This is a genomic window from Marinospirillum minutulum DSM 6287, from assembly GCF_000422325.1.
In the GTDB taxonomy this organism is placed as follows: domain Bacteria; phylum Pseudomonadota; class Gammaproteobacteria; order Pseudomonadales; family Halomonadaceae; genus Marinospirillum; species Marinospirillum minutulum.
In genome coordinates this window covers 197,860-209,622 of the sequence record NZ_AULO01000008.1, presented here as the reverse complement: position 1 = coordinate 209,622, position 11,763 = coordinate 197,860, and the positions used below count along the sequence as shown (strand labels likewise).

At 41.8% G+C, this 11,763-nt stretch carries 10 protein-coding genes; 5 read left to right on the top strand and 5 right to left on the bottom strand.

The window, feature by feature from the left end:
- The first annotated feature begins 49 nt into the window (after positions 1 to 49).
- On the top strand, positions 50 to 2,065 hold the full coding sequence (locus H571_RS15380; RefSeq protein WP_051168047.1) for a methyl-accepting chemotaxis protein: 2,016 nt from the start codon (positions 50 to 52) through the stop codon (positions 2,063 to 2,065).
- A gap of 72 nt (positions 2,066 to 2,137) precedes the next feature.
- Here H571_RS15380 and H571_RS0101015 read toward each other — a convergent pair whose 3' ends face one another.
- Both H571_RS0101015 and H571_RS0101010 read right to left on the bottom strand, forming a co-directional pair.
- The gene (locus H571_RS0101015) at positions 2,138 to 2,734 is read right to left on the bottom strand and encodes a nitroreductase family protein (RefSeq protein ID WP_027847676.1); all 597 of its coding nucleotides are present in this window, start codon (positions 2,732 to 2,734) and stop codon (positions 2,138 to 2,140) included.
- Between the two features lie 48 nt (positions 2,735 to 2,782).
- A complete protein-coding gene (locus tag H571_RS0101010; RefSeq protein ID WP_027847675.1) occupies positions 2,783 to 3,484 on the bottom strand; it encodes a pirin family protein in 702 nt (233 codons plus the stop codon).
- A 128-nt stretch (positions 3,485 to 3,612) separates the two neighbouring features.
- On the opposite strand from H571_RS0101010, the gene H571_RS0101005 reads away from it, so the two are divergent.
- The gene (locus H571_RS0101005) at positions 3,613 to 4,536 is read left to right on the top strand and encodes a LysR family transcriptional regulator (protein WP_027847674.1); all 924 of its coding nucleotides are present in this window, start codon (positions 3,613 to 3,615) and stop codon (positions 4,534 to 4,536) included.
- Positions 4,537 to 4,549: 13 nt separating this feature from the next.
- Here H571_RS0101005 and cls read toward each other — a convergent pair whose 3' ends face one another.
- The gene (gene cls / locus H571_RS0101000) at positions 4,550 to 5,980 is read right to left on the bottom strand and encodes a cardiolipin synthase (RefSeq protein ID WP_027847673.1); all 1,431 of its coding nucleotides are present in this window, start codon (positions 5,978 to 5,980) and stop codon (positions 4,550 to 4,552) included.
- A 106-nt stretch (positions 5,981 to 6,086) separates the two neighbouring features.
- On the opposite strand from cls, the gene zapE reads away from it, so the two are divergent.
- Positions 6,087 to 7,208: a cell division protein ZapE gene (zapE, locus tag H571_RS0100995; RefSeq protein WP_027847672.1), complete on the top strand. Its 1,122-nt coding sequence runs from the start codon at positions 6,087 to 6,089 to the stop codon at positions 7,206 to 7,208.
- Positions 7,209 to 7,234: 26 nt separating this feature from the next.
- Positions 7,235 to 8,125 (top strand): class I SAM-dependent methyltransferase, encoded by an 891-nt coding sequence (locus tag H571_RS13760; protein ID WP_211219740.1) that lies wholly within the window; start codon positions 7,235 to 7,237, stop codon positions 8,123 to 8,125.
- A 50-nt stretch (positions 8,126 to 8,175) separates the two neighbouring features.
- Here the strand turns inward: H571_RS13760 and H571_RS0100985 are convergent, their stop codons facing one another.
- Positions 8,176 to 8,490 (bottom strand): monooxygenase, encoded by a 315-nt coding sequence (locus tag H571_RS0100985; RefSeq protein ID WP_027847671.1) that lies wholly within the window; start codon positions 8,488 to 8,490, stop codon positions 8,176 to 8,178.
- A 154-nt stretch (positions 8,491 to 8,644) separates the two neighbouring features.
- Between H571_RS0100985 and H571_RS0100980 the strand changes: the two genes are divergently transcribed.
- Positions 8,645 to 10,369 carry a PilZ domain-containing protein gene (locus H571_RS0100980; RefSeq protein ID WP_027847670.1) on the top strand — a complete coding sequence of 575 codons (1,725 nt, stop codon included), beginning with the start codon at positions 8,645 to 8,647 and terminating at the stop codon, positions 10,367 to 10,369.
- On the opposite strand, the gene H571_RS0100975 is transcribed toward H571_RS0100980, so the two are convergent.
- On the bottom strand, positions 10,366 to 11,712 hold the full coding sequence (locus tag H571_RS0100975; protein WP_027847669.1) for a DUF4236 domain-containing protein: 1,347 nt from the start codon (positions 11,710 to 11,712) through the stop codon (positions 10,366 to 10,368). The two genes, H571_RS0100980 and H571_RS0100975, sit on opposite strands and share 4 nt — an antisense overlap.
- Positions 11,713 to 11,763 lie beyond the last annotated feature (51 nt).

The following is an 11,763-nucleotide window of genomic DNA, read 5'->3' as shown; positions in this document are numbered from 1 at the left end:
TTTTTTAGATGAAACTCGTTAGTGCTAAATTTATATAAGGAAATTTAATGTGTTCTCTTCACTAACCTTTCAGAAACGCTTACTTGCTACTGTAGTTTTGTCTGGTGGCGTTTTTTTATTGTTAGCTCTGCTTTATACCCTTGATTACCGCAGCAAGCTGACAGAAAAAATTATGCAGGAGCAGAGCGAAGTTCTGCAGGTGGTCTTAAGAGAGCGCATTCAAGCTAAAGAAAATTTTGGTTTGGGTTTAGCCGTTATGCTGGCTAACAACCCTTTAATAGGTCATTACCTAGTTAATGACCAGCGTGCTACAGCTTTAAGCTATGTTAATGGCATTATTAAAAACTATGCTGAAACCACCAATTACCGTGGCTTAAAAATTCAAATTCATACCGCCGATGGGCATTCTTGGTTAAGAAACTGGAACCCAGAAAAACACGGTGATAACTTATTGTTTCGTCCTAGTATTAAGAAAATGACTCAAACCCAGCAGCCCTTTGCTACTTCAACAGAAATGGGGTTAGTTGGTTTTAGTATACGAGGGCTAGCACCTATTTTTATTGAAGGTAAGTATGTAGGCAGTCTTGAAGTGCTTCAGGGGGTTGGCAGTGTTAGCCGAGATTTTGAAGCAGATGATAGAGCTTATATTATGCTGCTAAATAAAGACATAACTAAGCTAGCCCCTGTTTTGGCTAAGAATAAGACGGTAGCTGGCTATCTTTTGCCTAATGATCGTTGGTTTAACGACCGTGCGGTGAATTTTGCTAAATCTTTAAACTTAATTAAAGCTGACCTAGTTGCTGGCGCATTTAATGTTCAATTAACCAATGATTGGTTTGCGACCCAGTTACCCGTTATTAATTCCGCTGGTGAACTAATAGGCGTGCATGTTGTTGGTATGCCAGCAACTATTATTGCTGAACAGGTTAAAGCGGCTTCCAGTTCTGCCTGGATGTTTATGCTAATGATGGCGCTACTAATTTTGGGTATGGGCGGTATGGTTACTTGGCAAGTACAGGGCGGTATTGTTAAACCTATTCTTTGTTTTCAGCAGCAGCTAGGCGTAATAACTAAAACTTTGGATGTTACACAACGCTTAAACACTAAAGACAGGGGCAGCCTAGGTGAGTTAGCAGCACAAACCAATAATTTATTTGCTCAGTTAGAAATTACTATTAAAGGTGTGCACAAAAGTTCAGACCAAATAAGTACTAAAGCACAAAGCTTGGCTAGATCAGCGGGCTTAGTAAGTTCCACTGAAAGCCTAGAAGGTAAAATTGAACAGTCGATGGTTATGGCAGTAGAACAAATGTCTTCATCGGTTGCTGAAATTACTTCCACAATGGAAGAGCTGTCTGCTTCTTCAACAGAAATAGCCGATTATTCTCATGTGGTCGTTGATGTTGCTAATCAAACCCTAGATAGCAGTAAAAAAGGGGCTGATGCCATGCATAACCTTCATATCAATATGACGGATATACACCAAGACAGCACCACTAGCTTGCAAGAAATGTTGCAGTTGGGTAATCAATCTAAAGCGATAAGTAAAATGATGGATTTGATAAATGACCTAGCTGATCAAACTAAACTTATTGCTTTTAATGCTGCTTTAGAGGCTTCTAGTGCAGGGGAATCGGGTAAGCGTTTTTCGGTAGTTGCCAGTGAAATACGCCATTTAGCCGATAGGGTAACTGAATCTACCTATGAAATTGAAGAACGCATTGAAGGAATACAAGATTCTATTAACCGCTTGGTAATTACTTCTGAAAAGGGTGCAACTTTAATTCAAAAAGGCATTGAACTAAGTTCAGAAACCAAAGATGAACTGAATGTTTTAGTGGGTGCGGCCAGTAAAACGAGTAACGCGGCAAAGCAAATTTCCCTTTCAACCCAACAACAAAAAGCAGCCAGTAAACAGGTGGTAATTGCTTTGCATGATATAACGAGCAGCTCCAGAATTAATGCTCAATCGGTAAGGGATATTAGTGATATCAGCCAAGAAATGCTGGAAGTTTCAGAACACCTACAAGCCTTGGTGAATGAGTTTGAAATAGGTGATGTTTAGTTAAATAAAAATGGCAAGTAGGCTCACCAAACCAGTGAGTCTACTTGCCAAGAACAGCAGAAGCTTTAAAGCTTATAAAACAATAAAGCGGTCTGCATCAGCCATAAATTCTTTTTCTGAAAACTCACCCTGGTGTGAACCAAAAGGCATTTGCGCACGTAGTTTCCAGCTTGCAGGAATGTTCCACTCAGCTGCTACGGCTGCATCAGGTAAAGGATTATAATGCTGTAGGCTGGCACCTATGTTGGCTTCAGATAGCGCAGTCCAAACCGCTAGCTGTGCAATACCTGTTGAGTGCTCAGACCAAATAGGGAAGTTGTCAGCATAGAGAGCAAAGTTTTCTTGCAAGCCTTTTACAACATCCTGATCTTCATAGAAAAGCACCGTACCAGCACCCGCTGCAAAGCTGTTAACTTTAGCTTCTGTTGGTGCAAAGTTTTCTGCAGGAACAATTTTTTGAAGTTCGTTTTTAACGATATCCCAAAACTTTTCATGCTGTGCGCCATGTAAAATAACCGCACGTGAACTTTGTGAATTAAATGCTGAAGGCGATTGGCGAATTGCCTCTTTAATAATTTCAGTTACTTCTTGCTCTGCTAGGGGTAGGTCTTTACCCAAGGCATACTGACTACGACGCTTTTTTAACGCTTCTAAAAACTGCTTACTCATTTTATAAACTCCAATGTTTGTTACAAAAAATAGTGGGGTAGTGCTAGGTTAACTTGCGTCAACTAAAACCAGTTCAGCTTCTTCTAGGGCTGTAATAATAATTTTTTCTTCTTGATGAATGGCTGCACCATCACGTGCATTAAATTGCTGGCCATTAATATCTATTTTGCCTTTGGCAGCAACTAAATAGCCGTAACGCTCTGGGCTGCTAAAATTATACTCTAATGTTTCACCCGCTTTTAAAGTTGCACCTAAAACACGTGCATCGGTGCGTATGGGTAGAGCGTCTGTGTCTTCAGCAAAGCCGCTTGCTAAGACAATAAACTTCCCTGAGCGTTCGTCTTTAGGGAAAGGACGTGCTCCCCAAGAGGGTTCGCTAGGCTTTTGGTTTGATTCTATCCAAATTTGAAAAATAAGTGTTTCAACTGACTCTAGGTTGTATTCAGAGTGTACTATTCCACTGCCTGCACTCATTACCTGCACATCACCCGCTTCTGTACGGCCTTTATTACCTAGGCTGTCTTCATGAGTAATGGCACCTTCCCTAACATAGGTAATAATTTCCATATCTTTATGCGGGTGGGGTGGAAAACCAGTGTTAGGTTGAATAATATCGTCATTCCAAACCCTTAGGGCGCCCCAACTCATACGTTTAGCATCATAGTAGTTAGCAAAGGAAAAATGGTGTTTGGCATTAAGCCAACCATGGTTTGCTCCACCTAAGCTTTTAAATGAACGTAGTTCAATCATTGGACACCTCTTTAACGTGATGTTATTTAACATGAATTTAGTTTAGTGTTTTAACTTCATCTAGAGAATGCCTAAAATGGAATACTAGCCTTTCCAATTTTGATGGCTTAATTTGCTAAGGTTTATAAATGCGACGTTTACCAGACTTTGATGCTTGGGCTACCTTTGCCACAGTTGCCCGAGAGGGTTCTTTTGCACAGGCTGCAAAAGCTATGGGGGTTTCTCAAGCTACGGTTTCTAAAGCCATTACGCGTTTAGAAACCAGCACTAAAATTACGCTTTTCCACCGTACCTCGCGTGGCATTTCTTTAACAGAAAGTGGTTATGGTGTTTTGGAGAGTGCCAATGACTTGCTAAATATTGGCGAAGAAGTTGAAGCCAATATTAAAGAACAATCTGAAAGCTTGCGGGGTTTAATACGCATTTCATCGCCCATGTCTTTTGGTATTAGTCATTTAGCACCCTTGTTACCTAACTTTATGGAGCAGTACCCAGATATTGAAGTGGATATTCAGTTCAATGATGAGCAGGTAGATTTAGTTACTGGTCGTTTTGATTTTTCTTTACGCATAGCCAACCTAGTCGATTCCAGTTTGCTGGCAAGGCAGGTGTGTCCTATCCGTATTCTTTTAGTCGGTTCACCAGCCTATTTTGAAAAACAGGGTATTCCTCAGCACCCAAGTGATTTAGTTAAACATAAAGCACTTCTCTACGCTTATGATGACTATGGTGCTAATTGGCGCTTTAACCATGCAAAAGAAGGCGAGTACACCCAAGCTTTGCCACCCAGTAGTTTAAAAGTAAACAATGGCGATGCTTTACAACCAGCCTTAAAAAGAGGGTTAGGTTTAGCCTTGCAGCCAGACTTCTTGGTAGGCGAGGCTTTACAAACCGGTGAGCTGATTCAGGTTATGCCTGACTGGAAAGTAGCGCCGGTTGCTTTGTATATTGTTACGCCACCAGGAAGGTTGCGCCCTGCTAGAGTGAAAGCATTTATTGAATATTTAGTGGAGCACCTAAGTACTGCCCCTTGGGCTAACCAAGTAAAGTAAATAGTTTAACAGGCTATAATACTGGGCCTAGGGTTGCGATAACGTTATTCCACACCCTTCGATAAAAAGGCCAGTTTAGGACTTCAGGCAGTTTAACTTCATCCGAGCCTTTAATATAAGAGTATTGACGCTCATTAATAGCTTGGGTAAGGCTTTTGTCTTGTAGTAAAAGGTTGTTTTCATAATTTAAGTCGAAGCTGCGTAAATCTAAATTTGAAGAACCTACTAAGCTTACTTTGCCATCGACAGTGAGTATTTTGGAATGTAGAAGTCCTTTTCTATGCTCGTAAATAATACAGCCAGCATCTAATAACCTACGGTAATAGCTATGGCTAGCTGCTGCAACTATCCAGCTATCATTTTTCTTTGGGAAAATAAGCATGACTGTTACCCCACGGTGAGCGGCAGTGCACAAGGCTTCTAATACGGTTGTGTCTGGCACAAAGTAAGGGGTTGTTAAGAGAATAGACTCTTCTGCACAAGCAAATAAATTAGAGAAGAGTTGTGGTGTTGCACCTGTTCGCTCGGTAGGACCAACTCCCATAACCTGCGCAGGGAACCCACCTTCAATATCCTTTGCAGCCAGATGAAAGTTATCTAAGGACTCACCTGTTGCTTGCATCCAATCACTAGCAAATAAAAGCTGGTTTTGAGCAACTACCGGGCCTTTAATTCGCAGCATTATGTCTATCCAAGGGGCGTACTTTTTCTTAACTAAAAACTCAGGGTCGGCTGAGTTTCTGCTACCGCAATAGGTAATGCGTGAATCAATCACGGTTATTTTTCTATGATTTCTTAGGTCTACACGGCTGGTGATAAGTGTGTAAATAATATTGCTGAAGGGTAGGGCTATGGCTAGTTGAACGCCTGCTTCTTTCATGCGCTGCCATAGAGCGGATTTAATTAACCCTCTAGAACCCAAACCATCGGCTAGCACACGGCAGGTAACCCCTCTGAGTGCTGCTGCTATTAAGGCTTCCGCTAGGGCTGTCCCCGTGGTGTCAGTTAACCAAATATAATAAAGAACATGCACCTCATCGGTTGCTGCATCAATGTCTGCAATCATGCTGGCAAGGGTTGTATCACTGTCTGGCATTAACTCGGCAGAATTGCCTGGTAGCGGGTGAAAACCATTGATTGACCCTGCATATAAAAAAGCTGGCTGGTAAATTTGTTCAATGAGTTGGTAACTATTACTGCTTTCACCCATAAAATAAGAAGCTTTGGCATTGATTTCATCAAATATTTCATCGTGTCTTTTGGTAGCATGGTTGCCTAGGTCGATTTCACCAAAAAGGAAATACAGCAGGCTACCTAGGTAGGGCAGGGCATTTAAAACAATGAACCAAGCTAGGCGCCCAGGTGGTGATAGGTCATCTCTTAATAGAATGCGAAGGGTAAAGGAAAGTACCAAGAGCGCGTGTAAAGTTAGAATAATAGACATCAAGTTATCTCTAAAAGTACAAAAGTGGTACTTATGATAAATTTAATTTTAAAAAACTAGTTTATGTTGATTTCATCTAAAAGGCTAAAAATAAGGAACTAATGCTGTGCTTTCTCCTTTTGTTGTTTACCAGCAAGCCCTCGCTAAAGGATTTAAAGAGGATGCCGCTCAGTACCTTGTAGTGCAAAATTTAGAGCGTTGCTACCAAGCACTTCATTCAGCAGAGCCAGCTACACAAGTAGCACAGGGTATTTACCTTTGGGGGCCAGTTGGTCGGGGTAAAACTTGGTTAATGGATAGTTTTTATCAAGGTCTAGAAGTACCAGCTAAGCGCTTACATTTTCATCATTTTATGCGTTGGCTACACAAGCGCCTATTTCAATTAACGGGGCAAGAAGACCCCTTGGGCTTGGTTGCCAGAGAGCTAGCCAAGGAAGTTAAGGTTTTATGTTTTGATGAGTTGTTTATAAGTGATATAGGCGATGTTATGTTACTGAGTCGCTTATTTCAGCAGTTATTTACTGAAGGGCTAGTGCTAGTGGTTACCTCTAACCAGCCACCACAAAACCTCTATGAACATGGTTTTAATCGTGAACAACTCTTGCCTGCCATAGCTGCAATAGAACAAAACATGCAAATTTTAAGTGTTGATGGCGGTACAGATCACCGTTTGCACCCAGGCGCAAGCAAGCAGCGCTACTGGATTAATGCACCCCAAGCCTTGGCAGAAGTTTTTGCTGAATTAACTGAAAAAGAACCAGTAAAACAGATAGTTAGCCAACCCCTGCTGCTGGGTGATAGGTATTTGAAATTGGCTTTACGTAGTCAGCGAGTGTTATGGTGTAACTATAAAGACCTTTGTGAGCAAGTCTTTGCAGCGGTTGATTTTATAGAACTTTGCGATAGGTTTAGCCATATTTTGTTAGGTCAGGTGCCAGCGTTAACTGGTGCAGAAAAACAAAAAGAGATAGCGCGTGGTACAGAAGATGCCGCTAAACTTGTAGAAGCAGGTGATCGAAAGTTACCTAGTCTTACCCATCAAGATGATGGCGTTAGGCGCTTTATTGCCCTAGTTGATGAATGTTATGACCGAGGCGTACCACTTTATATAGAAGCTGCAGTACCACTTGATGAGCTTTATCCTGAAGGTGCGTTGGCTTTTCCATTTCGACGTGCGTTAAGTCGTTTGCAAGAAATGCAATTGCAGCGTTTTGCTCAAAAAATCTAACTCCTTTTACTATTCAGGTGCATTCCTTGTACAGAGACCTAGCGTTTGATACCGATAACTACTTAATCGACGAGCAGGAGCTTGGCGACTCTAACTATGGTTTAGATGATTATACCTTGTCTGATCCAGATTTTAGAGACCTAGACTTTGATGATTACTCCCTTGAAGAGCCCGAAACCTTTCTAGATGTGCCCTTTGTGCCTACCGATGAAAAGGTAGTACAGGCCATGCTAGATTTAGCTGAAGTGAACAATAAAGACCTGCTTTATGACTTAGGTTGTGGTGATGGGCGCATAGTTGTTGCTGCCGCCCTAGACAGAAATGCACGAGGTATAGGAATAGATATGGACCCTATGCGCATTGCAGAAGCGATGGAGTACGCAGGTAATACAGGCGTAGAGTTTATGGTTGACTTCATAGAAGATGATTTACTAGAAGCTGACTTTAGCCAAGCCACAGTGGTTACGCTTTATTTACTAGATTTAGTGAATGTTGAACTTAGGCCAAGGCTATTAAATGAATTACGCCCAGGCACACGAATTGTCTCACATGCTTTTGATATGGGTGACTGGCGACCCGATGAAAGAAAAAGCTTTAGTGGCATTAACCTGTTTAAGTGGCTAGTTCCAGCAAAAGTAGCGGGTATTTGGCAGTGGCAAGCAGCTAATGGTGATACCTACAAGGTTGAGCTACAGCAAAAATACCAAAGGGTTAAGGGTAAGGCCTGGGTTAATGGCAAAAAAGCCCAGCTTAATAATGCGCTACTCAGTGGCGACTTATTGGAATTACTCGTGCAGAAAGACGCAGAAAACAGCCCCATTAGTTTTATAATGCGGTGTGAAGAAAATCAGCTAGTAGCTGCCGATGGCGATTTTCAAGCAACACCTGCTGTTAAAATTGACACTGAATCTAACTAACAAATGAAATAAGCCACTAGCAAGTTTGCCAGTGGCTTAAAATAAAAAGATTAACTGCCTAGCATTGCTGCAGCTTGAGTAATTTTAGACAAGTCTGCATTCACATCATAAATACGGCCTCTAACTTCTGGAACACCCAGCTCTTTTAAGCGTGCGCTATGCATTTCAAGGTAAGCTTGTGCGGTTGCTTCACTTTCAAAAAGGTAGATACCTCCTGCTTCTTTTAAGCTTTCATTCTCTGTCCAAATCTTCCAAATAAAGCCAGGCTCTTGGGTGATAGATTCAGCTAGGCCTTGGAGAGCTTTAGTCATTTCTTCACCAAAAGGGCCAGTGAAGGGAAAGTCTACTTGTAAAAGTTTTGGCATAATTAATTCCTAATAGTGTTAGTAATATTTTTTTGCTTTTTCAATAAATTCATTGTATCAGTTTTTTCTAATTGATGTGTAGCCTAACAAGGCTAGCTAAAATGTTTGGCTTCCCTTAGTCTTAGTTTAGTTGGGTAATTGGGTAAGTAGTTCAATGCAAAAGAAAAAAATGATTTCTGATAGCTTAACGGGCTTAGTGCTTAAGCGAGTATTAGATGCAGCAAGCTCGCAGCAGGGTATGAGGCTGCAACCTTTGGTAAACGACAACCAAGAGGCTGTTGCTGAGCCAGTTAATATTTCACGCTTGGTGGTTGATCGAGAAAAAAACTGCTTAAAAGTTCAGTTGCGTGGGGATAACAAAGAAATTAATACTTGGGCAGGTTGGTCTTTATTTCGGCTAGTAACTAAGCACCGTAACCTGCTACATGAAAGTAATAGCTTAGCGGTGCTGTATACTGAACTTGGTGAAGATAAACTTACTTTAATCTTAGAAATGCCCAAGCAGCTTACTAAAGTATTTAACCGTGAATATTTCCGTATTTACCTAGGTACTCACCTAGTTCTGCCGGTAAGTCTACACCTAGATAACCTAACAATTTCAGGTAGGTTAGAAGATTATTCTGCTGGTGGTTGTCGGGTTGCTCTGTCTCCTCAGTTGGCTTTGCACCTACTTCGTCCACTAGAACAACCCTTGCGTATTACTATTACTTTTCCTAATGGCAAAACACTAACCACGCCTTTTGAAATGACCTATTTACAGCCGCAAAATAGCTTTTTATATGCTTTGGTTGGCTGTCATTTTCAACATGAAAGCTTGCAAGAAGAAAAGGCATTTATGCACTATGCCTTTGAAATAGAAAGAGAAGTAGCTAGGTTAAGTAATGTAGAGCGTACTGTTAAGCATAAATCTAGCCTTTTTGATGTCGGTGAAACGAATCAGCCGAAAAAAGCACATCAAAGAAGCAAAGTTACCTCCATTACCGATAGAATAGTCCCTAAGGCTGCTCAGCTAAAAATTAAAGCCTTGGCTGACCAGCTAGCACTTCAAGCCTTGTTGCTGGCAATGAATCAAAAGCTAGAAGCAAATAGATTTAAACCCTTGGCTATAGAGTTTATAGAAGCCTTGGATACTCATGGCAATACCACTCGGCTTGCTTTACAACAGTCCTACCCAGCTATTAATCCAGTTATTTTGCATACCCTGCGGGTAATTAGTCATTGTTTTCCTTTGGCATTTAAAATGGGTATTCGTCGCGGTATGGAATTACCTGTAATGATGTCTTTATTAATACATGACTTAGGCAAACTGTTTGTTAGTGAGCAGCCTTGTTTTAACCCATTAAAGCTGCCTGCAGAAAAACTAAGACTAATGAAGCATAACCAAATTCAACTGCTTAGGGCAGCTACTGCTTTACGTTGGATTCCGCCTTCTATTGGTGAGTCTTTATTAGTGAATGCCAATGAACGGCTTGATGGTTCTGGTTATCCTCGAGGGCTTAAGCAAGAAAAACTTGATGCTTTGTCACGCCTAGTGGCGGTATGCAAGGTGTTAGATTGCTTGGTTCATGGTTATAACGACCCAGCTATGCGTTGGCGCGATGCCTACAAGTGGGTGCATAAACACCAGCAATGGTTTGATTTACCTATGCTGCGCTACTTTGTGCAACATTTTGGTTTACGCCCTTTAGCCAGTCGTGTGGTTTACAGTGGTGGCTTTGTTGCTTGTGTTACAGAGGTGGGTAAGCAGGGTGAAATTCTTGAAGTTATGCTGCTTAAATCAGCAAAACACCCCACAGAGGTCATTCAAGGCAGGCGAGTTAATACGCCTGCTGACTTTGCTAAACTAGGTAAAATAAAAGGTACTTTAGGCCCCATTTAGTTATCTAAAGGCTCTATGGGTTGAAAAATACCTGTTTTACTCATGTTTCTAACCAGCTCAAACCGCTCTAGTGCTATGACTGGATCTACTTCTTTTAGGTTGTGGAAGTTAATTTCAGCAAACACAGTGCGTTTAACCCTTGCGGCAAAAAGGTAGTCATCTTGAATCTTGCCAGTGGCTGGGTTAGGTCGTTGGCTGTAGCCAGAAATAACCAGCTCTTCTAGGCTAGGCAGGGTGTGAAAAGCCGTGCCTATAATGCGTAGTACCACGCCATGCACGTGACGCGCATAATCACGGCGAATTTGGGTGGCGCTCTTGTCGGTAATTACCAGTCTTAAATCGCGTACACCCATACGTGCTTCTTGGGTGGGTAGCATTTCAATTTCTGGTAAATCAACGTCTAACTTTAAATATTTGCCGCTTTCATCTAACTCAAAGTCGATTAGCGTTTCTCTAGCCCAATCTAAGGCATTGAGTTCAGCTTTTAATACTTCGGTCATTACTTGGGTATCTGACTTTAGGCGATCAGCAAAAGTATCGGCTAATTCTCTTTGTTCAATATCATGAACCTGCTTGCGCTCGCGCCAAGCGGTTAGCTCTGCTTGGTAGGCTGCTCGGGGTTCTGCTTGTTCTGTTTCTAAACGGGCTTTTTCTGCTTCCCAGGCTTGGTAGGCTTCTTGCCAAGCTTTCACTTGGGCTTGCCACTCAGTAAGAATTTTAGCTTTACGCCCAGGAATAATTTTATCTTTCCAAGTAAGCTCTGGTGCATTTGGTTTTACAGGCGCTTTAGGGGCTTCTGCAAACTTTGGTTGTTCAGGGTGAGGTTCAGGAAAAGGCTCTATCTGGTGGCGAAGCGAGGTGGTATCTGGCGTTAAAATATCGAGATGAGGGTTAACCAGTAGGTCGATATCACCATTAATTATTTCCATTTGCTCTTCTAGCCATTCTTGAATTTCGGCATTGAAGTTAAGTAGGAGTTTGCGCCTTTCTTCATTTGCTAAAGGCGCTCCATTTGCAGTGCTTAAAAGTAGGTTACCTTTCTCGTCTAGGTCTAAGGTAAGTTCGGCTAGGTCAGGGTTGTTTTCTAAAGCAACTTGCTGTCGCTCTAAACGGTTTTGACGTTTTTCTTCTTGCTCGGCACGTTTGCGCTGGTTAACGCTTTTATCTAGGCGGGTGCGATAAGACAAGCCTGTCCCTGGAAGCCCTAGATTGCCATAAACACCTTTACTGCCAGCAGTAACGGTTGCTCCCCTTACACCAGCGGAAACACTCACACCACGTTTGCCAAGATTAAGGCGAATACCCGGTGCAATGCGGATGCTATTGCGAAAACGAAAAGCCATTTCCTACTCCAACAAATACTAGGCGATAAAACGAACCAGTATAGCCTGTTC

Excerpts from the sequence above, each read along its gene's own strand:
- H571_RS0101015 (WP_027847676.1), bottom strand. The coding sequence starts at position 2,734 with ATGAGTAAGCAGTTTTTAGAAGCGTTAAAAAAGCGTCGTAGTCAGTAT.
- H571_RS0101010 (WP_027847675.1), bottom strand. The coding sequence starts at position 3,484 with ATGATTGAACTACGTTCATTTAAAAGCTTAGGTGGAGCAAACCATGGT.
- H571_RS0101005 (WP_027847674.1), top strand. The coding sequence starts at position 3,613 with ATGCGACGTTTACCAGACTTTGATGCTTGGGCTACCTTTGCCACAGTT.
- cls (WP_027847673.1), bottom strand. The coding sequence starts at position 5,980 with ATGTCTATTATTCTAACTTTACACGCGCTCTTGGTACTTTCCTTTACC.
- H571_RS0100985 (WP_027847671.1), bottom strand. The coding sequence starts at position 8,490 with ATGCCAAAACTTTTACAAGTAGACTTTCCCTTCACTGGCCCTTTTGGT.
- H571_RS0100980 (WP_027847670.1), top strand. The coding sequence starts at position 8,645 with ATGCAAAAGAAAAAAATGATTTCTGATAGCTTAACGGGCTTAGTGCTT.
- H571_RS0100975 (WP_027847669.1), bottom strand. The coding sequence starts at position 11,712 with ATGGCTTTTCGTTTTCGCAATAGCATCCGCATTGCACCGGGTATTCGC.